Genomic DNA, 26,147 nt, shown 5'->3' with positions numbered 1-26,147 from the left:
CCAGACAGTCCCCGCGCGACCCCCTTCCCGACATTCCAAGTAGGCCAGGTACTTGATCTGGCGTGGTTATCTGCGAGTTTGCATTTGAAGTAGTGGCAGGTCGACGGCTCGATTCCGTCCAAGGCGGTTGGTACGCACACTGCACGCCTGCCTCGTTGATGAAATCCAGGTTGGATGACATCCAAGCTTCGCCGCGACTTTGTGTCGTTCTGATCGGATGGTCCTAAAGAATAGTCAACTGTGATCAGTCAACAGCGTTTAAGTTGAGCGTCGAACGACAAGCTCTCCCCGAAGAGTTACCGTCTTCAAAGCCGAACTCCCCTTGATCATACTCAGAATTGCATCAATCATTTCGTCGCGCGGTTGCTCGTAGGTGGTAATACCGTATCCGAACGAACCGGATATCTCGTAGTTGTCGAAACCCACTATCGCAATATCTTCGGGAACTTGAAGGCGAAAGTTTGCCCGGATCTCATCCATTGCGCCCATCGCCAGAATGTCGTTTTCGCACATTAGCACATCGACGCGATCTTGCGGTGAAGTCTCGCTTAAGTACTTCCTCACCGAGGCCGCACCAGCGTCCAGACTGTATTTTTCCGCGCTCATTTGGACGATGTTTTGGATGCCTTTTTCTGCCCAGAACTCCGTGAAGTAATGGCTTCTTTTTAAAGCCGTGGACAAAGCGGCAGCACCGCTCATGAAGCCCGGGCGTTTGTATCCCTGCGCATGAAGGTGGTCGACGATCTCCCTGAGAGCAAGTTCCGCGTCGCAGACAACCGCTGGCACGCCGTCGATCTGACTGTCACGTGCAAGCACGAACATAGGCGGCATGCCGCGTCCGTGCTGCAGGTCTGTCAGGGTTTCGTCGCGAAACGCTGTACCAAACAGAATGATGGCATCGACCTGACGCTGGTCCGCATGGAGAAGTGCGTTCACATGGTTAAAGTGGCTATTGATATTGATCAGCATCACGACCAGGCCTGCGGCCTGGAGCTTCTCGGTAAGCGCCTCAAGGAAAGGAAGCTTTTGCGGGTTGGAAAAGTCGTCCACGAAGACAGCGATCTGCCCCGTCGAGTTGGTAGCAAGGCTTCGTGCAAGAAGGTTCGGCGTGTAGTTCAAAGCTGCAGCGGTCTCCAGGACCTTCCGCTTGCTTTCGTCGGTAATCGAAGCTCCCGGTGTGAAAGCTCGTATCACGGTCCACTTGGAGACTCCCGCCGCATCTGCCACCTGTTTAGCCGTTGCTCTCTTCCGCATAAACTCTCCGGTAATGGAACATAAATTCCATTTTTTTGATTCAGTGAAATGAATGCTTGCTTTTAACGCATTCTGACATAACATGCACCCGCTTGCACCCGGTAGCAAACACATTTGCACCCGGTAGCATTCGAATTCGTCACTCAGAGGAGTGGGTGACATTGAGGAGGAAAAAATGAAATCCATTTGGAAGAATTTCGCTTCTGCGGCTATTGCCGTGTCACTGATTGGCGCTTGTTCGGTTGGCGTCAAAGCCGAGGAGCAGCCCAGCATCATCGCCGTCACTCATGGACAAGCTTCTGACCCCTTCTGGTCGATCGTGAAAAACGGAATGATGCAGGCCGGCAAGGACATCAATGCCAAGGTTGACTACCGGGCACCCGAGACCTTCGATATGGTCGCAATGGCTCAGCTCATTGAGGCCGCAGTCAATCAAAACCCGGCGGGCATTGTAATTTCCAATCCCGATCCGGATGCGCTAGGCCCGGCGATTGCCAAGGCCATCGCGGCCGGTATCCCCGTCATTTCCATGAATTCCGGCATTGCCGCAACGGAAAAGCTTGGCATCAAGCTTCATGTTGGCCAGGACGAACTTACCGCAGGGGCCAAGGTCGGCGAAAAACTCAAGTCTCTGGGCATGAAGCATGTGCTGTGCGTAAACCAGGAGGTGGGAAATGCCGCCCTTGACCAGCGCTGCGCAGGTACCGCCAAGGGCTTCGAAGGTGGAAAGGTAACGGTCCTGCCGACGTCCGCCGACCCGGCGGAAATTGAATCAAAGATCCAGGCTGCTTTAACCTCGGATTCTTCTGTCGATGTCGTGCTTGGCCTGTCGGCACCGCTCGTCGGTGAGCGAGCGGTTGCTGTTGTCGAGAAGATGGGCAATGGCGACAAGGTCAAGGTCGCTTCTTTCGATCTCTCGGCCAATTTCCTGAAGGCTGTTTCGGAAGGCAAGGCGCTTTTTGCCGTGGATCAGCAACCCTATCTCCAGGGATATCTGCCAGTCACATTCCTCGCGCTGAATGCAAGATATGGCACGATTCCTGCTGGAAACGTTGCCTCGGGTCCGAGCTTTGTCGAGAAGGATACCGCCGCTTCGGTGATCGAGAAATCCTCCCAGGGTATCCGCTGAGCGAGACCCATCCGGCAGCTCCCGCACCTCCAGCGGGGGCTGCCCTCATCGCCCGACATCCGATCCGCGTGAAGCGTGAACGGCAGCCGATGGCGCACGTAAACAACTGACATCTGAGGTACGACCATGACGCTGGCCAACGAACAGAACGGGTCCCCGACTCGATCCGACGAGCGCCTGAAAAAGGTTTCGACTTTGACCGCGCTCGCGCGACGTCCGGAACTCGGCGCAGTCGCAGGACTGGTGCTCGTCACAACATTCTTCATGCTGACCGCAAACCCCGCCATGTTCACACTTGCAGGCGTTGTAAACTTCATGGCGCCAGCTGCTCAACTGGGGATTCTTGCGGTTGGCGCGGCACTCTTGATGATCGGCGGCGAATTCGATCTGTCGATCGGCTCGATGGTCGCGTTCGCAGGGCTAGTTTTTGGCACGGCCCTTGTGGTCCTTAATCTGCCGCTTAGCGTCGCGATCCTGATCGCGCTTGCTTTCGCCGTGGTCATCGGTGTCACCAACGCCCAGCTCACCATGCGCACCGGACTTCCATCGTTCATAGTAACGCTTGCGTTTCTCTTCATTCTTCGTGGCCTCACGCTCGTCGGACTGAAGTGGGCGAGCGGCGGTTCAACACAGCTTCGCGGCATGAGGGAAGCTGTGGCGGACAGTCCCCTTGCGCCGCTGTTTTCAGGCGATGCCTTCCCGGGCCTCTTCACGTGGCTTGGCAGTGCAGGCGTCATCGAGACCTTCCCCAATGGAACGCCGAAAGTCCCCGGTATCCCCGTAGAAATCCTCTGGTTTGTGCTGATTGCACTCGTCGCGACCTGGGTTCTGCTGCGCACGAGGTTTGGAAACTGGATCTTTGCATCCGGAGGCGACCCGAAGTCAGCTCGCAAGTCGGGTGTTCCCGTCGCGCGCGTAAAGACGACCCTCTTCATTGTTACCGCCATGTGCGCCACTCTTGTCGCGATCCTCACCGTGCTTGATGCGGGTTCAACGGACGCACGACGGGGATTTCAGAAGGAGTTCGAAGCCATCATTGCGGCCGTCATCGGCGGATGTCTCCTGACTGGAGGATATGGTTCGGCAATCGGTGCGTTCTTCGGATCGATCGTCTTCGGCATGGTCTTGATCGGTCTCACCTACACGTCAATCGACCAGGATTGGTACCTCGTCTTCCTCGGCGGGATGCTGCTGATTGCGGTTATTTTCAACAACATCATTCGCAAGCGTGTGACGGGAGAACGCTGATGAGCACGAGCCAGACACCACTCGTCGAGGTCAAGAACCTCGTAAAGCACTTCGGCTCGATTATCGCACTCAACGGCGTTTCGCTGAGTGTTCACGCAGGAGAGGTTCTGTGCCTCCTCGGAGATAACGGAGCCGGAAAATCAACTCTGATCAATACTCTTTCCGGCGTTCACAGACCGACATCCGGCGACTTCCTCGTCGAGGGGAAACAACATCTCTTTACCGGGCCAAGAGATGCGCTCGATGCGGGGATTGCTACCGTCTACCAGGATCTGGCGATGATCCCGCTGATGTCTGTCACTAGAAACTTCTTCATGGGTCGCGAGCCGTTGAAGGGTTTCGGTCCGTTCAAATACATGGACATGGAATTCGCGGATCGCGTGACCAGCGAAGAAATGAAGAGAATTGGCATCGATGTTCGTGAACCCGGGCAGGCCGTCGGCACGCTCTCCGGTGGCGAACGTCAATGCGTGGCGATCGCACGCGCCGTGTATTTCGGGGCGAAAGTCCTCATTCTCGATGAACCGACATCTGCACTCGGTGTTGCACAAACCTCGATGGTCCTAAAGTACATCGATCAGGTTCGTCGCAAAGGTCTGGGCGTGATTTTCATTACCCACAACGTCAGACACGCTTTTGCCGTCGGCAACCGTTTTACAGCTCTGAACAGGGGAAAGACGCTTGGCACATTTGCCAAACATGAAATCAGCCTCGATGGCCTGCAGAACCTGATGGCCGGCGGCAAAGAACTCCAGTCGATCTCCGCGGAGCTGGGCGGCACCATCTGAAGACACTTGGAAACATGAATTTTGGCCCGGCGCGTTCGCCGGGCCTTGGGACAGTCATATCCAAAATCCAGGGAACCACCCCAAATGAGCAGTACGAATAACACCCCGTTTCCGTTAGCCGCCTGCGCGGAGATGCTGTGGCGGGACAAGCCTATCGAATGGCGCGCTTCCCGATTGAAGGAGCAGGGATTTGGCGTGGGCCTCTGGAATTGGCCAGAGCACGACATCGCCAAGCTCGAAGCCACAGGTGCGACCTTCACAATTATGAACGGTTACCTGACCGGGCGCCTTACGGATGAAGAAGGTGCAGCCGAACTTTTGAGAACCGCGCGCGAAACAGCTCAGATCGGTAAACGTCTTGGCGTGCAGCGCCTCAACCTTCACGGCACTGGCCTCGGGGATCGTGGACTACCGATTCAGCCTGTCGAGGTCGTCACGGGAGCCATGTGGCTGAAGGCTCAGGATACGCTACGCCGAATCGTCGACCTCGCGGAAGAAGAAAACGTGGTTTTCACGCTGGAAAACCTCAATCTTCCCGTCGATCACCCCGGCGTTCCGTTCGGGCGCGCCGAAGACACGTTGGCACTCGTATCGATCATCGACCACCCGCGCCTGCGTTTGAACCTGGACCTCTACCACGCGCAGATCGGTGAGGGGAACCTGATCGAACTTTGCCGAAGCAGCCTGCCGTGGATCGGTGAGATTCAGGTGGCCGATGTACCCGGGCGATTTGAGCCGGGCACCGGCGAAGTGAACTGGAAGGGGATCGCAAGAGCCCTGAGCCACATGGGCTACTCCGGCCCGATCGGGATGGAAGCATGGGCATCCGGAGATGCCGACACCGCGCTTGCTGCCTTCCGCGAAGCCTTCACTCTCTGATTTCAGAAACAGGACTAAAAATCATGACCAAGGTCAAAACAGTCAACGTCGGACTTATCGGGGCAGGGCGCATCGGTTCGTTTCATGGTGAGAGCGTCGCAAAAAGGCTTGTGGACGCGGAGCTGATAGCCGTCGCCGACCCCGCCCCCGTCGCCGCTACAAAGCTTGCGGAGAGCCTGGGCGCCGACGCTTCTTACACCGACGTTGCAGAAATGCTTTCTAACCCCGGTCTGGATGCGGTCATCATTGCGACACCCGCACGCTTTCACACCAATATCCTCGTGCAGGCTGCGGAGGCCGGCAAAGCGATTTTCTGCGAGAAGCCAATGGCGCTCACGCTTGAAGATGCGGACCGCGGCATTGCAGCCGCCAAGGCCGCAGGCGTTCCGCTGCAGGTCGGTTTTAATCGTCGCTGGGACCAGGCATTTGCCGAAGGCCGCGAAGCGATCGATGCCGGAAAGGTCGGCGCAGTTCAACTCATCCGGTCGCTAACGCGTGATCCTGGTCCGTTCGGCGGCGACCCAGACAGGATTCCTTTGTGGACCATCTTTTATGAAACGTTGATCCACGACTTCGACACCCTGCTTTGGTTGAACCCCGGCGCAAAGCCTGTCGAAGTGTTTGCAATGGCAGATGCGCTGGTTCGCTCGGACGCACGCAATACAGGCTTCCTCGATACCGCCGTCGTCAATATTCGTTTTGACAACGGCTCCATCGCGGTTGCGGAAGCAAACTTCTCTGCAATGTACGGCTACGATATTCGCGGCGAAGTATTCGGCTCCGGCGGAATGGTTGCGATGGGCGACGTACGACGTTCTAGCATGACGCTGTTCGACGCTACTGGCGTATCCAACGACACATGGCGGCGCGATACGGACCACTTCGTTCAGGCCTATACGGCGCAGCTTGCTTCCTTTGTCGATGCTGTTCGTAACGGTGTTGTTCAGAATGCACCAACAGGAGCTGATGCTCGCAACGCTCTGGCGATTGCACTTGCTGCGATTGAATCCGTGTCGAAAAAACAGCCGGTTCCTGTGAGTTGAAGGCATAGATGGCAGGGGCCGATATTGCTCCTGCCATCACATAGGTATTGGAAAAATCAGCCACTCAGAAACGCATCGGCGGGGCGAAAGACAATCGTCATGGCAACGAAATCAACAGTTCAGAAGCCCAAAACAGTATATGATTTGAGAAACATGCTTGAGGTCAAAAGCTTGAGGCTATCGAGCCATCAAGAGAGAGTAGCGCGAACTGCTGTCGCTTGCCCGGACGTCGTCGCCTTCGGGACAGCAACTTCCCTTGCTGTTTGTTGTTCCGTCACCCAGTCGACGGTGGTTCGGTTGGCGACCTCTCTTGGGTTTGAGAGTTACCGCGAATTCAGACGCGTTTTCCAGCAGCATGTGAAACTCAACGCAACCTACAGATAGGGGAATCGGTCCCTGAGTCTCGCCGTACACCTACCGTGAGGGAAAGCTGCTATTGCCAAGTTTGTTAGCTCGTGTCTCGCCGCTCGGATAGGAGCACACATTCTCACTAATCAACATCGTGCATGTTTGGCGCAGGCGCGAAAAACTGTCGGTTCACCCGGTCGCGGTATCTTCATCATAAAATTCCGTTGCGCCGGCGAATTGCCGTGAGACTAGCTTGGGCGGCAAACGCCGGGATAGGCAATGCGTTCCGATCAGTTGAGCACAGTTTCGATGCGATCATCCGTTGTGACGTTGACCTGGACTGACATGCCCTCGTAGTCAGCGGCGGTTCCGTCGTAACTTCCCCACAAAGGAACTGCCTGCTTCGGATCCCGCGCCACCCCAACACGGATAAGATCACGGTTGCCCACGATACCGTTGGTTGGGTCGAACTCAGCCCAACCGGCGCCCGGCAAATAGATCTGGCACCACGCATGGCTGGAACCGCCGCCAAGGGTGATTGATCCGTCTCGGTCTGGAACGTAGATATAGCCCGTGACGAACCTGGCCGCGAACCCAAGTGATCGAGCGGCCTCCATCATAAGTAGCGCGAAGTCGCGGCAGGTTCCCTTGCGAAGCTGCAGCGTCTCGGTCGGCGCTTGCGTTCCATGCTCTTGTCGTCGGGCATAGATGAAACTTTCATGGATGGCGTAGCACAACGTCATCAGCAGGTGCCCGGTTTCAGTGGGTTGCCCGATTCGCACGAATTGGCGCGCCCATTTACCGACCTGATCATGTGGATCAGCGTAATGGCGCTGGATGGTTCGTTCCAGATCCAGCGCTTCGTCTGGATCATATGAAAACGGGTAAGTCAAAGCGTCCTGATCGATTTGCAGATCAATTGCGACATAGGGTGTATGGTCAAGGCGAATGACGGTTTCGAAGCGGAGCTCACGTGAGGGTTGAGCAAAGCCTATGACTGCGACGCAGTTTCCGAACACATCATGGATCCAACGAAGATAGTCCGGTTCCGGGTCGATGAGGAGTCGGGAGCTCAGCAGCGTCTGATCGAAACTGTCTCTCGGTCTGAACAAAAGTCTGTGCTCTCCGAACTCAACCGGCCGTTTATAACGATAGGACGTGACGTGTCGGACGGTAAATATTGTCATCGATCACCGGGGGTACGAGGTCCAGGACGGCTGGTACCGTATCACTCTAAAGAAGCACATGCATTGTTACATCGTTCCAGCTGGCATGCGATAATCCGCGCGGGCGATGGCCCCCAACCTATTGGTGACAATCCGGCTGAGGTTGAAAACCGTGATGCAGCCTATCAAATGTCCCGAAGAAGCCCACGCCTAATCCACCTTGAGCCCGCCCGATGCGTTCGCGACGTTAAGCTAAAATCACTCTTTGTCCACTTTCAGCCGAAGCGAAAGATAGTTTTAAGTCGAAACTTCCGAAGAGGTCGTGATAACGCAACGGTCTGTCAGGGTAGATTCCTACTTCCGCGGTGTGGGGGTCAGCGGTTCACCTCTCATCAAGAGCAAAAAATGAACCTGTTACCCGTCTCAACGGCAGCGAATCTCCTAAGTCAAGCGTACTTTCGCCCGTCTCGAACGCTGAACCGGCGAGCCGCCTTAGCTCGACTGGGCGGCCGTGCTGAGCTTGCGACTTCCTTCAAGCAAATGACGCTGCAAAATTGCACTTGCAGCGTCGATATTCCGATCTCTGCAAGCCTTTAGCAGAGCACGGTGCTCCTCCTGCGATTGCTGCTCATAGTCCAAGCTGGATAGCAATACACGTACGTAGCGGTCGGCTGCATCATGGTGGGTAGCGATAAGGCCGATGAGCCGCTCATTTTGGCAGGCGCCGTAAAGTGTCATGTGGAACTGCTTATTCAGCGTCCCCCAACGTCCCACATCCTTCTCAGCGTCGATCTGGGCGAGAAATGTTGCCGCCCTGTCCAAATCGGCTGTCGTCAGCCCTACATATGATAGGCGCAAGGCTTCCGTCTCCAGTAGCGAGCGAATGGAATAGATCTCCGCAATCTCCTTGGCATCTATTCTTGCCACGAAGGCCCCCTTTGTCGGGTGAATGGTTACGAGGCCCTCGCTTTCCAGAAGCCTCAAGGCATCACGCACAGGCATGCGGCTGAACCCAAATCGTGCGGCCAGCTCGTCTTGTCGGAGCGCGACGCCACCGCGAAGCTCTCCACCGGAAATCGCTTCCCTGAGAACCCTTGCGATACGATCCGCCACGGTCTCCGGCCGGATGGTTTCAACATTTATTGCGACGAAATCGTTCATGGCCAACCTTCTCCGAGACAGCAATCATCTTGATCATGCCAAGCAACCTCGTATACGAGTATACCGCTCAGGAGATTTTTGCCATGCCCTTATCAACAGGCGTCGTTCCTTATTTCAGTCAGTGGGAAACACCGGAGATGACATTGCCCGTGCTTGCCGAAGGATCTGCGGCGCTGCTGCGCGATCCGCTCTGGCGGCAATCGGGTGCCGAGACGATCGAGGAATACGCGCGCTGGGCGGTCAATGTCTGCGGCATGGCCTGCCTGAAGATGATCCTGGCAGCGCGCGGCGACCTGCTTCCGACGCTTGCTCTCGCCCGTGCCTGCACCGCCTATGGCGGCTATGTCGTCAACGAGCTGGATGCTTCGATCAAGGGACTGATCTATGCGCCCTTCGTGACCTATGTGGGCGAGCGCTTCGGGCTCTCGGCAGAAACGATGACGGGTGTCGCAACAGAGAGCATCCCCGGTCTGCTCGCTGAACGCCCGTTCTTCATCGCCTCGGTCAATAGCGGCATACGCTGGCCGGAACGCATGCCGCCCTCAAAAGGCGGGCATCTCATTCTGGTGACGGCAGCCTCGGCTGATACGGTCCGTTTCCACAATCCATCCGGTCATGATGCTGCGAGCCAGGCGGATGTGCTGCTACCGCTTGCCATATTCGACCGCTTCTTTGCCAATCGCGGCATCGCGATCGGCTTCTGACATCTATTTAGACTATTTAGACACGAGATTATTTTGGGGGTTTTCATGACATCTTCCCGCGGCAAGCTGCGCATCGCCGTTCTCTTCGGCGGCCGCTCGGCCGAACACGACGTCTCCGTCATGTCGGCGACGAATGTCGTGGGGGCACTGGAGCCCTCGAAATACGAGGCGGTACCGATCTTCGTGACGCGGGAAGGCGAGTGGCTGCTCAGCCATTTCGAAAATGGCGTGCTCGCCAGGCCGGCAAACGGCACCGAAATCGCATTGGTGCCCGGCGGGCGTGGGCGGATGATCGCCATCGACGGCGGCAGGATGAGCGATGCCGGGAAGATCGATATTCTGTTCCCGGTTCTGCATGGTATTTTCGGCGAGGATGGTTCCGTGCAGGGACTGGCGGAGGTGGCCCGCGTGCCATTGGTTGGCTGCGGCATCCTGGGCTCAGTGACAGCGCTTGACAAGGATATCGCCAAGCAGCTGCTGCGGGCGGCGGGGTTACCGGTGGCGCGTGCTGTTACCGTGCATGCTGATCGGGTGCCGTCCTTCGACACGCTTGAGATCGCGTTGGGTTTGCCGCTGTTCGTTAAGCCGGCGCGTCAGGGGTCTTCGGTCGGCGTGCGCAAGGTTTCCGGCAACCAGGAATTTGCGCCGGCGCTCGCGGAGGGCTTCAAGCATGACCGCAAGCTGCTTGCCGAGGAATTCATCCGCGGCCGCGAGATCGAGTGCAGCGTGCTCGAGGACGCCAAGGGTGGCCTGTTCGTCTCTCGCCCGGGTGAGATCATCCCGGCCGAAAGCCATGGCTTCTATAGCTACGATGCGAAATATATCGACGACGATGGCGCGGCGCTGACGGTTCCGGCAGAGCTTCCGCCAGAGGTTGAGACGAAGATCCGCGAGACGGCAGCACTCGCCTTCCGGGCGCTCGGTTGCGACGGTATGGCGCGCGTCGATTTCTTCCTGACCGAGGACATGGCTTTTTTGGTCAACGAGGTGAACACCATTCCGGGGTTCACCGATATCAGCATGTATGCGAAGGCGATGGCGGCAAGCGGCGTCAGCTATCCTGAGGTAATCGACCGGCTCGTTGAACACGGTTTTGCGCGCGCCGGCCTCTGAGCCGCAAAATGCCTCTTCCCGGTGTAGTAGACATGCACCGGGAAGAAAAACGCCGCAGCTTCGTCTGCTCTTGTGACAAGAACTGGAATAAGCCGGATTAATTGCCGTTGCATGCCTGCGTCTGCTGTGTTTCTTGCGTTTTTGGCGGGTATGTATTACATAACTTATTGAAAATTGGTGGTGATAACGATGTCTAGCGTTGCGATTAAGGTACTGTCGACGGTGAACGCCCCTTACGGGACGAACCTTTCGGCTGAGCAACTCGCTTCGAAGATTTCGGATTTTGCGAGCGTTGAGAATTTCGATGCTTCGGCATTCTCATTCTATTCCGAAGTGAAAGCCGAGCTCCAGCACCAGTTTCTGGATGAGATGGAAATCGACCACGGTACAGCATCCGAGATTGCCCAGAAATTCTCGCAGCTAGCTGGATATCCCCTCGCCCTAGCCGCCTGAGGGTTGTCCTGATGAGCCAATGGGAAAGCCTTTTCGACCAGGCTGCGTCAATTATCATTCAGGCGAACTCTTCTTTTAAACTCCTCGATAGCTGGACTTTCGGGGGTGGCACCGCCCTTATGCTCCAGATAAACCATCGTGAAAGCTTCGATATCGACATTTTCGTCGATGATCCGCAGGTCCTCCCATATCTGAACCCGACAACACAGGGCTATAGCCTGCAGGTGAACCCAGATGAATATGTTTCGGACGGGACGCATGCGTTGAAAATCGTGTTCGCGGGCATCGGTGAAATTGACTTCATTTGTGCTCCAAGTCTGACCAACGATCCAACATCCCGTGTCGCAGTACGTGGAATCCAAGTTGACCTTGAGACCCCGGGCGAAATCATCGCGAAGAAGGTTCACTATCGAGGATCCTCTCTTCAGCCACGTGACATGTTCGATATCGCGTGCATCGCCAAGGCATGCGGCGATGGATACGTTCTCGAAGCTCTCTTGCCATTCAAAAACAGGGCCGCCGCTGCATTGGCAGTCGCCGAGAGAATGGATGCAGGCCTCGCTAGCACAGTTATGGGGAAGCTTCAGTATAGAGAAGGATATGCGGGTATTTCGAAAACTGCTCAAGCGACGACAATCTCGCTTTTGAAAGCGGTGTGCGATCACAAGCCATCGGTATCCGCAGCGCCTTCCTCTACATCTCCGCGCTGATTTCTACGCAACTTGGCGACCTTAGCTATACCGCCGTTCGGTCGATCATTCTTTCGGTGCGCATCATTCCGATTAGCCAGCAAAACCAAGTTAGGGCGGCGCCAGCGAGTGTGAGTGAATTGCGTCGCAAATGCTTAGCCAATCCACGACGCGTGGACGACGGTTCGAATCCGTTCAAGAGCCACAATATTGCTGGGCGTCCTGCGTCACTGGGCTAATGAGAGGCTTGCGCGTGCGTGTAAAGTGCCGCACCAACTTTTTGTGCTGCGGCTGTCGGTTTTCAGCTGGGTTTAAGCCAGTTTTTCATTTGGCATTGTACCAACACATTGCTTCTATGGTATTGACCGAAAACATCTTTCCGAAGTGAGAGTGGATCTTTTCGAAATGGAAGAATGGATCATATTCGTGCGATAACCAACAGCCATTTGTCGCCGAGCTTGTCGATCGATCGCTTCCGGATTTCATTGGCAAAGTGCCTGTCGAATTTCTCAGCCCTAAGTCTCACGGTCTGACGAGAGACGATGACCCCACGAGCTGCCAGCACATCCTCGGCCATTCGCAGACTGAGCGGAAACCGGACATAGAGCTAAACGGTATGGGCAATCACGTCAGGTGGAAATCGGTGGTGACGATAAAGAGGATCGCGGGCAAGTCTGGTCATATAGCCTTATTCGACGCCCGGTTAACGTTCACTGCCTTCAGTAGCACTTCCTTCTTGCACCAGCAGGATCAGGCAGAAGCCTGTGCACCTAGACCAAACGAGACCATCGCAGCTTCACACGCACGCGTAAACCGCATCGACGGACCTTCTTTGCCGGCGGCAAGTTTGCTGACGCGTGCTCCCTCTAACAGCATGGATAGCGTATCAGCCAAAAGTTCAGGATCGCTTACACCTGTCGAACGACAAAGATCGGCAAGCCGGGAATGCTGTTCCATCTTCAACGTTTCTATTATCGCATGTGCAGGGTGCCCTTGCTCTTTCAACTCTACCGCAGCATTGGCCAAATCGCATCCATAGGGCTCGCTGGAAAGACATTGTGCGCGCGCTTTAACCCATGCCGTGAGTTGAGCCCTCGGGTCGCCCGGGTTCTCTTTTTCGAGATCTTCCCAGGCTTTATCGAGCGTTCGAGAACTGTGCTTGAGCGCTTCACACACAAGATCGTCCTTGGAACCAAAATGTCGGTATAAGGTCATCTTGTTGGTCGAGGCGGCTTCGGCAATGGCATCAACACCGATGCCGCGTATCCCATGTTCACGAAACAGTTGGCAGGCCGTTGACACAATCCGGTCACGAGGTGCGATTTTCTGCTCAGAAGCACGATCAGATGTCTCGGATTTCATGAGTTTAATTTTTACCCTCAAGCGGTGTTGACATGCGTGTTACCGATCGGTAACTATCACAAAAGTTACTTACCGGTAACACCTTGGCGCGAGCCCGTCAAGCAATCGCCCGCTTTCACAGCTTAGGAATTATCGAAAGGAGACTGAGATGAGACAGACGATAGACGAGATGACGCTCGCCGAGATTTTCGCAGATCCACTGATCCGTTCAGTCATGCGCGCCGACGACGTTGGTCTGGACGATTTCAAAGAGTTGATGCATTCGGCGGCGACGTCCTTGACGACACGCGATGGCGCAGCATTTGCTGAACAGTTTGAAACGAGCGGGCCTGCAGCTTCATCGAAGCGTACACTCGTAACCGCCGTGCAGCCCTTGTTCGCAGGTTTCTTTAAGCCTTGCGCTGCCCATATGTGAATGTGGCCTGCATCACCATCTCACAAGTCGGGCTTATCCGCGGTGGGATGGCTAATCGCACGCTGATCTTTAGATATTGGTATCTCCTGCGCCCGTTTGGGCATGAAGAAATTGTAAAGTATTTAACTATAACTAATCGCAAGAAAACCAGCGAAGCACGGTCGTGGAACAATCGGTTCTAGCCCGTGTTTTGCGAAATGCGGCCCGGCGTTTCCGCCTGTTGGCGGGGCTGTCGTTTCGCCCGCGGAATGGTGACCTGCCCGTATTTGAAGGGGCAGGCCGGCGTTTTTCGGCGCATGCATGATGCAGTTGCGATCAGAGCCGATGATGCGGCTACCGAAGCCTTGATGATCGAGGTTACGCGACGTGCAATGTCAGTCTTGCCGAACACCTCCGGCACGGGGAAGGAGCGGTATTCATGCCCTGAGGTTATCCGTGTCATTTCTCCAGAATGCCAGTATCCGCACCAAAATTCTGTCGCTCATTTTACCGCTCTGCATCATCGGTCTGGGTGCAACAGTATATATGTCCGCCCGTTACAAAAACGCGGACACGCTCTATTCAGAGTTCATTGCCGGCGACAATGCCGCGCTTGTCGAGCTTTCTCGTGCCAACCGCAATCTTCAGGCGGTGGCTTACGGTGCTTATCAGGTAATGGCATACGACACCTCCATTCCGGATTTCGCCATCGCCAAAGGCGAGTATAATACCGACAAAGGCGAACTGATCTCGCGATTGAACAACGTCAAGGCCATATTCCCGGAAGAGACGGCCACAATCGACAAACTGCTCAAACAATCTCAGAGCATCATCACAAGCACGGATAAGGCCGTCGAGCTTGGCTCCGCTAATCGTAATCAGGAGTCCGCGGCGGAACTCCTGAAGGCTGATGGGCAAATTCGCGCGGCCGGAAACGAAATAGGCTCGTTGCTGGACAAGCTTACCAAGGGTGTTGCAAAAGGCAGCGACGATCTGAGTGGCCAGACGAATTCCACGATCCTGACCTCGCTTGTTGTGGTTGGCATCAGCTTTGCAGCCGGCATCATTCTCGCACTTTTCGTGGCCTCGCGTGGCATCACAACGCCGATCGCCCGCCTGCGGGAGCGTATGGTGTCGCTGGCAGGCGGCGATACGGCAGCCGAGATCGATGGCATGGACCGCAAGGACGAAGTCGGCCAGATGGCGGTTGCCGTTCAGGTGTTCCGCGAGAGTGCGATCGAGCGCATCCGCCTTGAACAGGAAACCGAAGCCAATCGCAGCCTTTCGGAAAAGGAACGCATCGCGCGCGAGCAGCAGAAGGCCAAGGAAGCTGCCGACGTCAAATTTGCCGTCGACAATCTGGCAACCGGTCTTTCGAAGCTTTCGGATGGCGATGTGTCCTACCGCATCGGCCAGCCGTTCACGGCGACACTCGACGGTGTTCGTAACGACTTCAACATGTCCGCCGAAAAGCTGCAATCGGCATTGACCCGGGTTGCGCAGAATGCCGGTGGCATCGGCGCGGGCGCAAACGAGATCAAATCGGCCGCCGACGATCTGGCCAAGCGTACCGAACAGCAGGCAGCAGCCGTTGAGGAGACCGCTGCCGCTCTGGAAGAGATCACCACGACAGTGAAGGATTCCACCAAGCGCGCGCAGGAGGCCGGCCTGATCGTCAGCCGCGCCAAGGCAGGTGCCGAGCAATCCGGCGAAGTGGTACGTCGCGCCGTGGTCGCCATGGAGCAGATCTCCAAATCCGCCAACGAGATCAGCAACATCATCGGCGTGATCGACGAAATCGCCTTCCAGACCAATCTTCTGGCGCTCAATGCTGGCGTAGAAGCCGCGCGTGCGGGCGAGGCGGGCAAGGGCTTTGCCGTTGTCGCGCAGGAAGTGCGCGAACTGGCGCAACGCTCCGCCAATGCGGCCAAGGAAATCAAGGCGCTGATCACCACCTCGAACGATCAGGTGCAGCAGGGCGTTCAGCTGGTGGGCGACACCGGCAAGGCACTGGCGACGATCGTATCGGAAGTGCAGGAAATCAACCGGCACGTCGTCTCCATCGTGGAATCCGCGCAGGAGCAATCCTCTGGCCTCCAGCAGATCAATACCGCGGTCAACCAGATGGACCAGGACACGCAGAAAAATGCTGCCATGGTGGAAGAGACCAACGCCGCCAGCCACAATCTGGCCAAGGAGGTAGCTTCGCTCAACCAGCTTCTCGCGCAGTTCAAGCTCGCCGATACCGCCTATCAGCAGAAGAGCCAGCCCGCTCCGGTTCGCAATGCCGGCGGCAACGACAGATACGTGGCATCCCCCGTACGCGCGCTTGGCCGCAAGATTGCATCCGCATTCTCTGGTAACGCTGCTGTCGATACGTCAAAGGACGACTGGCAGGAGTTTTGATCGGCGATCGGTCAACGACATGAGCATCGGCGGGGGATATCCCCGCCGCCAATCAAGGACTATGCCACGCAATCGGAAATCGTTTGCGTGGCATAGTTTATGCCAGAGGGGCGGTGACGAACATGTCTGGCAATCTTCGCAATACATTATCCTTCACGCAGCGCGTCGCGACTATGGCCGTGGGGATCTTTTTGGGCACGGACTCATTCTCGATGATGTTTCGGATTCAATTGGTGTGATTTCCGAAGTGGAATCAGCGCCATGCGAGCCCAGTTTTGACTTCCGACCTGATCCCGGCCGGTTTGAACGTTGAATCGATGCATGATGCCACCGATGCGATCGTTGTCACTGCGTCCGCCGGGTCAACGGACTCCATATGTCCCCGTTGCGGGACCGTTTCCCGTCGAGTTCATAGCCGTTACCCTCGGGTGATCGGTGATCTGCCGCGTACGGGTCGACGGATCGCATTGCATCTGTCCGTCAGGCGCTTTGTCTATAGTGCTACCAACTGCCATCGAAAGATTTTTGCCGAGCGCTTCGGTGAGGGTGTGACCTCACGCTCCCTAACCAACTTCACTGCCTCAAGCTTGTACTCGCGGCTGAACTCCCTTCGTTGCATTTATGCACTCCAGTTTCATTGGAAGCACCTTAACTTGGTGTCCACGAAACCGGCAGCAGGCCAACACTCACTTTACCGAGTTTATGATCACGGGTATCCGTTGAGTCGGGCAATAGCCCCACCAGCAGTGATGTAAGGGCAATTCCGGAGACAGTGCCGTGGACGTTAATCTCAAAGAAGCTGAGTGGCTGAATAAACCTGTAGTGTGGGAAGCCACCGAGACGGGTCTCTCTTTAACCACCGAAGCAAACACTGACTTCTGGCGTGAAACACATTACGGCTTCACGCGCGACAGTGGCCATTTCCTAGGTGTAATGGTCGTGGATGGTTTCACAGCGAGTGTCCGCGTCCAAGGCGAATTCCGGTCTCTCTACGATCAGGCCGGTCTTATGGTGCGCATTGATGAAAATCGATGGGTGAAGTCAGGCGTTGAGTTTACAGATGGCGAACGGTTTCTCAGCACAGTCATTACCGATGGAAAATCCGACTGGTCAGTGTCCCAGCCCTTCAAGGAGCTTGAAGATTTCTATATCCGGATCACATTGAAGGAAGGCACGATGCGTATTCAGGCATCCTCTAATGGGAGCATTTGGCCGTTGCTGCGGCTTGCTCCGTTTCCTAAAGTTTCCCATTATTTCGTTGGGTTGACTGCATGTACGCCTGAGCGTGGCGGACTGGATGTCCGGTTTTCGGAGTTTTCAGTCGGTGCGGCGATCACTACCGATCTCCACGACCTGTCTAGCTAGCAGCTATTTAAGGGAGTTCTTCACAAATGCCGTCTCGATCTATCGTCCTTGTAACAGGTGCCAGTAAAGGGATAGGAGCAGCCACGGCCTCTCGGCGCCAGTGCCGCCTGATCAGACACGACACAAATCAGTCTTGGTCAACCGGTTCGCCCGATTTCGACACGACGGTGGACCCGTACGGTTCTCGCGACGAAATAATCAACGCATCGTTCTGAAGCGGGCGGACAAGATGTTTTGCCTCGTCCCACGGCGCCCGCATCCAGATGTCCGTGTCCTCCTTCGTCAGCAACAGAACCGGCATGGCTTTCTCATGGATCGGTTTCACGAGATCGTTGGGGTCTGTGGTCAGAAAACCATAGAGGTCGTCGATCGTGAGTCCGTCCCTAACCTTCCGGACGCTCTTCCATTGCGGCACATGGATGCCGGCAAAAAACATCAGCGATTTCTTGTCATCGCGGGCAAACCAGGCATTGGGCACATTGCCGCCTTCCTCTCTGCTCGCCGGATCCGGTTCGGCGAAGCTGGTGACTGGGACAAGGCATCTGTGTTCGACGTCGAACCATCGCGTCCAGTGCGGGAAATTGAGCTTACGCACGTTTGTCGTGCCGCGGTCGGCCTCCATGCGGATCAGCTCCTCGAGATCAAATGGCTTGCCCTTGGCCGCGAGCTTCTCGGCCTTGGCTTTGGCCGCTTTCTCCAAGGCGAAGCGAGGGGAAGGTAATCCCCATCGCGCATGCACAAGCTGCTTCTTGCCTTCCGCCGTGTTGCGGACGATCGGCCCCATTTGGTCGGGGTTCATCTGATAGGCTGGCATCAGGTTGATCAGGCTTTCGGCGTCCTGAGCCCATTTGGAGACCCAGTCCTTGTCTTCCATCCGATATAGATTGCACATGGCAGCAATTCCTCCGTTGCGACCGAATGCAGTTGTGTGGTGAGTTCCGCCTGCGTCGCTAGTCGAGCTTGTAAACGTCGGCATTGTCTTGCCGTTCCCGCAAGCCCTTATAGGAAGAATGGCGTAGCTTGCCGTCGGCCGTCCAGGTCCGAAACTCGATCTCGGCAATCAAAGTCGGCTCGACCCAAACGATGTCTGCCTGTTCGGCATAGGGAACAGGCGGCTGTTTCCGATTCCAGCGCAGCTTGTCGAGCATCTTGCGCAGCCTGTTCATCTCGGCTTGCTTGAAGCCCGTCCCGACGTTCCCGACATGAACGAGCTCGTCACCGCGATAGGCAGCAAGCACCAGAGAGCCGAAGCCGCCGGACGATGCCGTCGATGGCTCGTAGCCAACAACCATGAAGGCTTCGCTCTTAACGCACTTGATCTTGACCCAGTCGCCGGTCCGGCCGGAGCGATAGGGTTGATCCAATTGCTTGCCGACGATGCCCTCGAGGCCAAGGCTGCCAACATGTTCCAGCAGGATCGCGGGATTGGCGTCAATGGTTTCCGAAAGGCGGATCGCGCCGTCGTGCTCCTTCAGCGTATCCTCGAGAAGATGCCGGCGCGAACGGTACTCCACGTTGCGCAGGTCATGGCCGTCGAGATAAATAAGATCGAACGCGTAGAGGATGGCGTCCGAAGCTCGGTTGCCAGCCGTCTTTCCAGACGCACCCAACGATTTCTGCAGTAGCCCGAAATCCGGCCGCCCTTCATCGTCAAGCACAACCGCCTCGCCATCAATGATCATCGTTGCCGGACCAAGCGCCCGGGCAGCCTGCTCGATCGCCGGAAACCGGTGCGTCCAGTCATGGCCACCACGCGTGAGGATGCGGACCCCTGTCGGCTCGATATGGATAGCCAGGCGATAGCCATCCCATTTCAGCTCCCAGCTCCATTGGTCGCCTTGTGGAGGGTGCGCCTTCAATTGGGCGAGCGCCGGCTCGACGCGATCGGGCATCGGATCAAACAGCAGCTGTGGCTGTGCGGGATTGCGCTTCCGACGCGGCTTTGACCGTAGCGGAGCTTCGGTATCACGAAGGAGCGGCTTTGATCTCGGTGGCTTCGTCATGCAAACGAGTTCAGCACGAAAACCTTAAGAAGATTGTGACGCCGTTCATCTATCCCCGCTATCCACCGTTTTGAACCCGACGGACGCAAGGGCTGCAAAAATTTCTGTTTTCCCTTACCTCCTTGAATCCTTTTCGAATCTTCGACTTTGCTAATACTGGGATAATATTCCTCAACCATGTGGTGCTTGACTCTTTTGCATTCCGAGAACAAACAATGAACATATAGCCCGTACGACATAATGTCGATCCTTTGAACGCGACCTTGAAGGGAGCCGTGAACGATGAGTGCTGCCCGTCAGAGGGTGATTTGCGACTTGCGAGACCGCATCGCGTCGATGGAAGGGGTATCCGCGAAGCGGGCCGGAACACTTTCTTTTGGCGTTTCCGAGATCGATGCGGCCTTGCCTGGCGGGGGCCTCGCCTATGGCGCGCTGCACGAGTTTGCAGGCGGTGGCTCCGGTACTGTCGATGGTGCAGCGGCCGCCCTTTGTGTTGCCGGCATTGCCGCAAGAACAAAAGGCCCCGTCATCTGGTGTCTGACGCGGCCGGATCTTTTTTTTCCGGCTCTTGCCCATGTGGGCCTGCATCCCGACCGCGTCATCTTTGTTGAATCCGACAAGGAAGAGGATGTGCTGGCCAATATGGAGGAGGGCCTTTCCTTCGGCGGACTTGGTGCCGTCGTCGGTGAACTTGTTCGCCTGCCTATGGTCAGTTCCCGCCGTCTGCAGCTTGCAGCCGAGCGAACCGGGACCATGGCGCTCGCGGTCCGCCGATGGCGGCGACAGACGGAGGCCAATGACTTTGGGCAGCCGACGGCCTCGACCACGCGATGGCGTGTCAGCGTGATGCCGTCAGAGGACTTGCCGGTACCGGGGGTGGGCAGGCCTCAATGGTTTCTGGAATTGATGCGCGTGAAAGCGGGTGAGTGTGCTGAGTTTCTCGTGAGGGCGTGCGATGACAAGGGTCGTCTCGATCTATCTTCCGGATCTGCCGACGGATCGCATTCGTCGGGCCGATCCGTCTATTCCGCCTGAACAGCCAATCGCCGTGATCGCGAGAAGCGGTTCGAAGCGATGGGTGTCTGCCGCCGATGCGGCTGCCAGAAAGGCGGGCGTGCATGCCGGCATGGCGGCGGCAAAGGCGCAGTCTCTGTTTCGCGGCCTGATGCTGGTTGACGCAGATTCGCAAGCCGATCAAGCCGCGCTCGAGCGCATCACGCTCTGGGCGCTGACGATCTATTCGCCGATCGTCGCCGTCGACGGGATTGATGGTATCGTCATGGATACGGAAGGCGCCGATCATTTGCAGGGTGGTGAACTGCCGATGGTGACGAAGATCGCCAACCAGTTTCTTGCCCGAAAACTGACGGCGCGCGTGGCGGTTGCCGACAGCTGGGGTGCTGCCCATGCTTGCGCCCGCGCAATCAACTGCGAAACGATTGTCGTTCCTCCGGGCGAGACGGCCCGTGCCGTCGAAAAACTGCCGATTTCGCTTCTGCGCCTGCCGTCAAAGATCGTCTCTGATCTGCGCATTCTCGGTTTCCAGACAATCGGCGAGCTTGCCAACACCCCGCGGGCCCCGCTGACATTGCGCTTCGGTCCGGAGGTCGGCCGCCGTCTCGACCAGATGCTCTGTCGTGTCGCCGAACCGATCGAACCGATCCGGACCGCAGAGCTGGTTGAAGTCTCCAAGGCCTTTGCCGAACCGATCGGGGCAGTCGAAACAATCAATAAATATGTTGGCCGTCTGGTCGTCCAACTCGTTGACGAACTCCAGAAGCGCGGGCTTGGCATTCGCCGTGCCGACCTGATCGTCGAGAAGGTCGATGGCACGAGACAGGCCATCCGCGCCGGAACCGCCAGGCCCGCCCGAGATGTCGCCTGGCTGACAAAACTGTTTCGGGACCGGACGGAAAAGATCGAGCCGGGCTTCGGGATCGAAAAGCTGATCCTGCTCGCCGTTATAGCCGAGCCTCTTGAGGAGGCTCAGAAAGCCTCTGCTCTGGTCGAGGATGAGGTCACTGATGTCACGCCGCTGATCGACCTCTATGGAAACCGGGGGCAGAGGGTCTATCGCGTCGCACCGGTCGCCTCCGATGTGCCGGAACGCTCTGTCCAGCGCATCAGCCCCGTCGCCGAACCGATCGCCGTTGCCTGGGTCAGCCATTGGCGCCGCCCCGTTCGTCTCTTGCCGAGACCTGAGTTGATCGAGGCGATCGCGCTGATGCCGGACCGGCCCCCAGTCTCCATCGTCTGGCGTGGCAAGCGCCGCAAGGTCAAACGTGCCGACGGCCCGGAACGCATTTTCGGGGAATGGTGGCAGCGAGATGCCGAAATGGACGCCGTGCGCGACTATTTCGTCATCGAGGATGAAGCAGGCGAGCGCTTGTGGGTGTTCCGCTCCGGCGACGGTATTGATCCGGAAACCGGGTCACACCGCTGGTTCTGCCACGGGATATTCGCATGAGCTATGCCGAGCTCCAGGTCACGACACATTTTTCGTTTCTGCGTGGTGCTTCGTCGGCGCAGGAGTTGTTTGATACTGCAAAACTCCTTGGGATCAGTGCGATCGGCGTCGTCGATCGCAATTCGCTCGCAGGCATCGTCCGCGCCCTTGAAGCATCCCGCGCGACGGGTCTCCGCCTCGTCGTTGGCTGTCGCCTCGACCTCGCCGACGGTATGTCGTTGCTGGTCTATCCGATGGATCGTCCGGCATATTCGCGCCTGACCCGGCTCATCACGCTTGGCAAGTCGCGCGGCGGCAAGAACAACTGCATTTTGCACTGGGACGATGTCATGGCTTACTCGGAAGGCATGATCGGCATTCTGGTGCCGGATCTGCCGGACGCCACATGCGCCGTGCAGCTTCGCAAGTTGGCGCACGTTTTTGGTGATCGAGCCTATGTATCGCTGTGCCTGCGCCGGCGACCCAACGACCAGATGCGGCTCCATGAGATTTCCAACATGGCGGCACGGTTCAGGGTCAAAACCGTCGTCACCAATGACGTGCTGTTTCATGAGCCGGGTCGGCGGCAGTTGCAAGACATCGTTACCTGCATCAGGCACAATACCACGATCGACGATGTCGGCTTCGAGCGCGAGCGTCATGCCGACCGATATCTGAAGCCTCCGGAAGAAATGGCTCGCCTATTTCCGCGCTATCCGGAGGCCCTGGCACGAAGCATGGAGATCGTGCGTCGTTGCAAGTTCTCGCTTGAGGAACTGACCTACCAGTACCCGGAGGAAGCCATTGTGCCGGGCAAGGATGCGCAGGCCTCGCTGGAGCATTATGTCTGGGAATGCGCGCCTGACCGTTATCCGGAAGGCCTGCCACCGGATGTTTTAAAGACCGTTCGGCACGAGCTCGATCTCATCCGCACCATGAAATACGCGCCGTATTTCCTCACCGTGTTTTCGATCGTGCGCTTCGCCAGAAGCCAGGGCATTCTCTGTCAGGGCAGGGGATCGGCGGCCAACAGCGCTGTCTGCTATATTCTCGGCATCACATCGATCGACCCCTCGACCAATGACCTCCTGTTCGAGCGTTTCGTCAGCCAGGAACGCGACGAGCCACCGGATATCGATGTCGACTTCGAGCATGAACGGCGCGAGGAGGTCATCCAATGGATCTACAAGACCTACCGACATGACAAGGCAGCCCTCTGCGCCACCGTTACGCGGTATCGTGCCAAGGGAGCGATCCGCGATGTCGGCAAGGCGCTCGGCCTGCCGGAAGACGTGATCAAGGCGCTGTCATCAGGCATGTGGTCCTGGTCGGAGGAAGTGCCCGACCGAAACATCCGCGAGCTCAATCTCAACCCCGACGACCGGCGCTTAGCGCTCACCCTGAAACTGGCGCAGCAGCTGATGGGGGCGCCGCGACATCTTGGCCAGCATCCTGGCGGCTTTGTCCTCACCCATGACCGGCTGGACGATCTCGTACCGATCGAGCCGGCAACGATGAAGGACCGCCAGATCATCGAATGGGACAAGGACGATGTCGAGGCGCTGAAGTTCATGAAGGTGGATGTGCTCGCACTCGGCATGCTCACCTGCATGGCAAAGGCGTTTCATCTCATCCGTGAGGATAAGGGCGAGGATCTCGATCTGTCTACGATCCAGCAGGAAGACGCAGCCACCTACGCAATGATCCGAAAAGCCGATACGCTCGGGACCTTCCAGATCGAAAGCCGCGCGCAGATGGCGATGTTGCCGCGCCTGAAACCACGCACCTTCTATGATCTCGTCGTGCAGGTGGCGATCGTCCGGCCCGGTCCTATCCAGGGCGACATGGTGCATCCCTATCTTCGCCGCCGCGAAGGCAAGGAGCCGGTAGAGTATCCCACACCCGAGCTTGAGGCCGTGCTCGGCAAGACGCTGGGCGTGCCGCTGTTTCAGGAGAGCGCCATGCGCGTCGCCATGGTCTGCGCCGGTTTTACCGGTGGCGAGGCCGACCAGCTGCGCAAGTCGATGGCCACCTTCAAGTTCACCGGCGGGGTCTCCCGCTTCAAGGAAAAACTCGTCTCCGGCATGGTCAAGAACGGTTATTCGGCGGAGTTCGCCGAAAAGACCTTTTCCCAGCTCGAAGGTTTCGGCAGCTACGGTTTTCCGGAAAGTCACGCGGCATCTTTTGCGCTGATCGCCTATGCATCGAACTACATCAAATGCCATTATCCGGATGTCTTTTGCGCGGCGCTTTTGAACAGTCAGCCGATGGGCTTTTATGCGCCCGCCCAGATCGTCGGCGATGCGATCAAGCATGGCGTCGAGGTGCGACCTGTGTGCGTCAACCGCTCGCGCTGGGACTGCACTCTGGAAAAGATCGGCAGCATTGATCGGCATGCTGTCCGGCTTGGGTTTCGGCAGGTAAAGGGACTGGCTGTCGCTGACGCAGCGCGGATCGTGACGGCACGAATGAATAGTCCTTTCTTATCCGTCGATGACATGTGGCGCCGGTCCAGCGTGCCGACGGAGGCCCTTGTCCAGCTGGCAGAGGCCGATGCCTTTCTGCCATCGCTCAAACTCGAGAGGCGCGACGCGCTCTGGGCCATCAAGGCGCTGCGTGATGAGCCATTGCCGTTGTTTGCCGCCGCGACTGAGCGCGAGATGGCGGCAATTGCTGAGCAGCAGGAGCCGGAGGTCGCCCTTCGGCAGATGACGGACGGGCACAACGTCATCGAAGATTACAGCCATACGGGCTTGACGCTACGGCAGCATCCGGTTGCGTTCCTGCGCAGGGACCTGTCGGCACGCAACATCATCCCTTGTGCGGAGGCGATGAATGCTCGGGATGGGCGATGGGTTTATACTGCAGGTGTGGTGCTGGTGCGCCAGAAGCCCGGGTCGGCCAAGGGTGTCATGTTCATCACCATCGAGGACGAAACAGGCCCTGCCAACATCGTCGTCTGGCCGTCACTGTTCGAGAAGCGCAGGAGCGTGGTGCTCGGATCCTCGATGATGGCAATCAATGGGCGGATTCAGCGGGAAGGGGAGGTCGTGCATCTTGTCGCGCAGCAACTCTTCGACCTGTCAGCGGACCTTGTCGGTCTGGCTAATCGGGATACCGGGTTCAGGCTGCCGGCGGGGCGGGGCGACGAGTTTGCCCACGGCGGCGGCGGGCCGGATTCGCGTGATCGACAAAAGCCTGTTGTCCCGCGGGACATGTTCACACCCGATCTCCATATCGATACGCTGAAGATAAAAAGTCGGAATTTTCAGTGATTTTTCGCTATCCCGGGAGCCGCGCCGCTTGGCGTCCCTCGAGGGCCCCCGCAGCATTTTTTTGGAAAACAGTAGAGTTGGCGTGCAGCCATGGGTGCCACATCAGCGCGATCATTACCGAACGAGGCTGAGCATGTATGGGAGTGGGACGACAGCGCGCTCTACAGCGGCGAATGGTTCGAGATCGCCGACGCATCCCACGACTACACGTTTGAGATACTGCCGCCGCTCTCGATCAAGGCCGGGATATTCGCCATGCGCGAATTCCCGAACGGTTTGGTCACCAGCATCCTCTTCTCTCTGCCGGTCGACGGGTGCATCCGGCACTTCCGCGGTTATTGCGACCTGGCCGACAAGAGCTCGCCCGAACGCATGCAAAGCGCTGTCATCGAACGCGAATCCAGGCCCTCCCTTGTGATGACGCACGACGAGAAGCTGGAACATATTTGGTCGCGCACTGCGGACGATTGTCTCGGTTATGCGGCATAATTCCTCCGTCGATGGACTTTCGTGAACGCTCGCGCGACAGGAGGATGCAATCGCATCATTGCGTGCCCGTGCACATCTGCCGGGTGGCTCAGGCCAAACGGGACCACGAGCCGATAGTGACGTCGGCGGTTGTGATGACTGGGCAAGCTGCGGCTTGGACGTTGGATCGGCGCGGCCTGGCGCAGGTCTAGCGTGGTTTCCTCTCAGCTTCGGCATCCGAGGTTTGCCTCTGGCCGTTCCGTCCTTCGGTTTCGTGGCGTCTGAACCGGCGCCCGTTCGGTTCAAGGCCGCTCTCGCGCCGCGGGGCGGCCGGTCATGCCGCTCTCGACAAAGCAGGCACGCGGGCTTCGCAAGGGCTTGTCACCCCTGCTTGACCGCCTGCCTGCTTCGCTCGATCTGGCCTGCCCGGGCCCTGATCCGCCCGGATTGCGC

The 26,147-nt window shown here is 57.3% G+C and carries 24 protein-coding genes and 2 pseudogenes; 18 read left to right on the top strand and 8 right to left on the bottom strand.

Features of this window, described 5'->3' with window-relative positions:
* Positions 1-258: 258 nt before the first annotated feature.
* Positions 259-1,254, bottom strand: a complete 996-nt coding sequence (locus ACQZ63_RS25385; protein WP_019565639.1) for a LacI family DNA-binding transcriptional regulator — start codon at positions 1,252-1,254, stop codon at positions 259-261.
* A 175-nt stretch (positions 1,255-1,429) separates the two neighbouring features.
* Between ACQZ63_RS25385 and ACQZ63_RS25380 the strand changes: the two genes are divergently transcribed.
* The 6 genes from ACQZ63_RS25380 to ACQZ63_RS25355 all read left to right on the top strand — a co-directional run bounded on the left by ACQZ63_RS25380 (position 1,430) and on the right by ACQZ63_RS25355 (position 6,725).
* Positions 1,430-2,383, top strand: a complete 954-nt coding sequence (locus ACQZ63_RS25380) for a sugar ABC transporter substrate-binding protein (protein ID WP_173998509.1) — start codon at positions 1,430-1,432, stop codon at positions 2,381-2,383.
* A 126-nt stretch (positions 2,384-2,509) separates the two neighbouring features.
* On the top strand, positions 2,510-3,631 hold the full coding sequence (locus ACQZ63_RS25375) for an ABC transporter permease (protein WP_065662701.1): 1,122 nt from the start codon (positions 2,510-2,512) through the stop codon (positions 3,629-3,631).
* On the top strand, positions 3,631-4,419 hold the full coding sequence (locus ACQZ63_RS25370; RefSeq protein ID WP_019565642.1) for an ATP-binding cassette domain-containing protein: 789 nt from the start codon (positions 3,631-3,633) through the stop codon (positions 4,417-4,419). Before ACQZ63_RS25375 ends, ACQZ63_RS25370 begins: the two co-directional genes overlap by 1 nt.
* A gap of 84 nt (positions 4,420-4,503) precedes the next feature.
* Positions 4,504-5,298: a TIM barrel protein gene (locus tag ACQZ63_RS25365; protein WP_173998511.1), complete on the top strand. Its 795-nt coding sequence runs from the start codon at positions 4,504-4,506 to the stop codon at positions 5,296-5,298.
* Between the two features lie 23 nt (positions 5,299-5,321).
* A complete protein-coding gene (locus ACQZ63_RS25360) occupies positions 5,322-6,341 on the top strand; it encodes a Gfo/Idh/MocA family oxidoreductase (RefSeq protein ID WP_112361297.1) in 1,020 nt (339 codons plus the stop codon).
* A gap of 99 nt (positions 6,342-6,440) precedes the next feature.
* Complete coding sequence (locus tag ACQZ63_RS25355) at positions 6,441-6,725, top strand: MurR/RpiR family transcriptional regulator (protein ID WP_173998513.1); 285 nt, start codon at positions 6,441-6,443, stop codon at positions 6,723-6,725.
* Between the two features lie 254 nt (positions 6,726-6,979).
* Here ACQZ63_RS25355 and ACQZ63_RS25350 read toward each other — a convergent pair whose 3' ends face one another.
* On the bottom strand, positions 6,980-7,876 hold the full coding sequence (locus tag ACQZ63_RS25350; protein ID WP_173998515.1) for a transglutaminase family protein: 897 nt from the start codon (positions 7,874-7,876) through the stop codon (positions 6,980-6,982).
* 471 nt (positions 7,877-8,347) lie between these two features.
* The gene (locus ACQZ63_RS25345; protein ID WP_113556456.1) at positions 8,348-9,016 is read right to left on the bottom strand and encodes a GntR family transcriptional regulator; all 669 of its coding nucleotides are present in this window, start codon (positions 9,014-9,016) and stop codon (positions 8,348-8,350) included.
* An 83-nt stretch (positions 9,017-9,099) separates the two neighbouring features.
* On the opposite strand from ACQZ63_RS25345, the gene ACQZ63_RS25340 reads away from it, so the two are divergent.
* The 4 genes from ACQZ63_RS25340 (at position 9,100) to ACQZ63_RS25325 (ending at position 11,996) form a co-directional block, all read left to right on the top strand.
* The gene (locus ACQZ63_RS25340; protein ID WP_025591215.1) at positions 9,100-9,720 is read left to right on the top strand and encodes a C39 family peptidase; all 621 of its coding nucleotides are present in this window, start codon (positions 9,100-9,102) and stop codon (positions 9,718-9,720) included.
* A gap of 45 nt (positions 9,721-9,765) precedes the next feature.
* Positions 9,766-10,833, top strand: coding sequence for a D-alanine--D-alanine ligase family protein (locus ACQZ63_RS25335; RefSeq protein ID WP_173998517.1), 1,068 nt, complete (start codon positions 9,766-9,768; stop codon positions 10,831-10,833).
* 189 nt (positions 10,834-11,022) lie between these two features.
* Positions 11,023-11,286: a hypothetical protein gene (locus ACQZ63_RS25330; RefSeq protein WP_013637284.1), complete on the top strand. Its 264-nt coding sequence runs from the start codon at positions 11,023-11,025 to the stop codon at positions 11,284-11,286.
* Positions 11,287-11,297: 11 nt separating this feature from the next.
* Positions 11,298-11,996: a nucleotidyl transferase AbiEii/AbiGii toxin family protein gene (locus ACQZ63_RS25325; protein WP_173998519.1), complete on the top strand. Its 699-nt coding sequence runs from the start codon at positions 11,298-11,300 to the stop codon at positions 11,994-11,996.
* A 415-nt stretch (positions 11,997-12,411) separates the two neighbouring features.
* Here the strand turns inward: ACQZ63_RS25325 and ACQZ63_RS25320 are convergent.
* Positions 12,412-12,657, bottom strand: a pseudogene (locus tag ACQZ63_RS25320) (IS6 family transposase); the annotation flags it as partial.
* Between the two features lie 68 nt (positions 12,658-12,725).
* Positions 12,726-13,337: a TetR/AcrR family transcriptional regulator gene (locus ACQZ63_RS25315; RefSeq protein ID WP_065658907.1), complete on the bottom strand. Its 612-nt coding sequence runs from the start codon at positions 13,335-13,337 to the stop codon at positions 12,726-12,728.
* Positions 13,338-13,485: 148 nt separating this feature from the next.
* Here ACQZ63_RS25315 and ACQZ63_RS25310 point away from each other — a divergent pair, with 148 nt between their 5' ends.
* Positions 13,486-13,752: a hypothetical protein gene (locus ACQZ63_RS25310; RefSeq protein ID WP_080802594.1), complete on the top strand. Its 267-nt coding sequence runs from the start codon at positions 13,486-13,488 to the stop codon at positions 13,750-13,752.
* Between the two features lie 178 nt (positions 13,753-13,930).
* On the opposite strand, the gene ACQZ63_RS25305 is transcribed toward ACQZ63_RS25310, so the two are convergent.
* Positions 13,931-14,194, bottom strand: a complete 264-nt coding sequence (locus ACQZ63_RS25305) for a hypothetical protein (RefSeq protein ID WP_236776499.1) — start codon at positions 14,192-14,194, stop codon at positions 13,931-13,933.
* Here ACQZ63_RS25305 and ACQZ63_RS25300 point away from each other — a divergent pair.
* The 3 genes and pseudogenes from ACQZ63_RS25300 to ACQZ63_RS25290 all read left to right on the top strand — a co-directional run bounded on the left by ACQZ63_RS25300 (position 14,188) and on the right by ACQZ63_RS25290 (position 17,502).
* On the top strand, positions 14,188-16,137 hold the full coding sequence (locus ACQZ63_RS25300) for a methyl-accepting chemotaxis protein (protein WP_145167096.1): 1,950 nt from the start codon (positions 14,188-14,190) through the stop codon (positions 16,135-16,137). The genes ACQZ63_RS25305 and ACQZ63_RS25300 overlap by 7 nt on opposite strands.
* A gap of 317 nt (positions 16,138-16,454) precedes the next feature.
* Positions 16,455-16,574 (top strand): annotated as a pseudogene (locus ACQZ63_RS25295) (hypothetical protein); the annotation flags it as partial.
* A 340-nt stretch (positions 16,575-16,914) separates the two neighbouring features.
* Positions 16,915-17,502 carry a DUF1349 domain-containing protein gene (locus ACQZ63_RS25290; RefSeq protein ID WP_065687550.1) on the top strand — a complete coding sequence of 196 codons (588 nt, stop codon included), beginning with the start codon at positions 16,915-16,917 and terminating at the stop codon, positions 17,500-17,502.
* 127 nt (positions 17,503-17,629) lie between these two features.
* Here the strand turns inward: ACQZ63_RS25290 and ACQZ63_RS25285 are convergent, their stop codons facing one another.
* Positions 17,630-18,394, bottom strand: coding sequence for an SOS response-associated peptidase family protein (locus ACQZ63_RS25285; protein ID WP_173998630.1), 765 nt, complete (start codon positions 18,392-18,394; stop codon positions 17,630-17,632).
* 58 nt (positions 18,395-18,452) lie between these two features.
* Positions 18,453-19,505 carry a non-homologous end-joining DNA ligase gene (ligD, locus tag ACQZ63_RS25280; RefSeq protein WP_173998625.1) on the bottom strand — a complete coding sequence of 351 codons (1,053 nt, stop codon included), beginning with the start codon at positions 19,503-19,505 and terminating at the stop codon, positions 18,453-18,455.
* A 282-nt stretch (positions 19,506-19,787) separates the two neighbouring features.
* Between ligD and ACQZ63_RS25275 the strand changes: the two genes are divergently transcribed.
* The 4 genes from ACQZ63_RS25275 (at position 19,788) to ACQZ63_RS25260 (ending at position 25,715) form a co-directional block, all read left to right on the top strand.
* The gene (locus ACQZ63_RS25275; protein ID WP_111835370.1) at positions 19,788-20,540 is read left to right on the top strand and encodes an ImuA family protein; all 753 of its coding nucleotides are present in this window, start codon (positions 19,788-19,790) and stop codon (positions 20,538-20,540) included.
* A complete protein-coding gene (locus ACQZ63_RS25270) occupies positions 20,461-21,972 on the top strand; it encodes a Y-family DNA polymerase (RefSeq protein ID WP_173998622.1) in 1,512 nt (503 codons plus the stop codon). Before ACQZ63_RS25275 ends, ACQZ63_RS25270 begins: the two co-directional genes overlap by 80 nt.
* Positions 21,969-25,226, top strand: coding sequence for an error-prone DNA polymerase (locus tag ACQZ63_RS25265; protein WP_173998620.1), 3,258 nt, complete (start codon positions 21,969-21,971; stop codon positions 25,224-25,226). The genes ACQZ63_RS25270 and ACQZ63_RS25265 overlap by 4 nt, the downstream gene beginning before the upstream one ends.
* A 90-nt stretch (positions 25,227-25,316) precedes the next feature.
* Positions 25,317-25,715 carry a DUF1419 domain-containing protein gene (locus ACQZ63_RS25260; protein ID WP_112651663.1) on the top strand — a complete coding sequence of 133 codons (399 nt, stop codon included), beginning with the start codon at positions 25,317-25,319 and terminating at the stop codon, positions 25,713-25,715.
* Positions 25,716-26,147 lie beyond the last annotated feature (432 nt).

The organism is Agrobacterium sp. CG160-95 (genome assembly GCF_053521725.1).
This window is presented reverse-complemented; position numbering and strand designations above follow the sequence as displayed.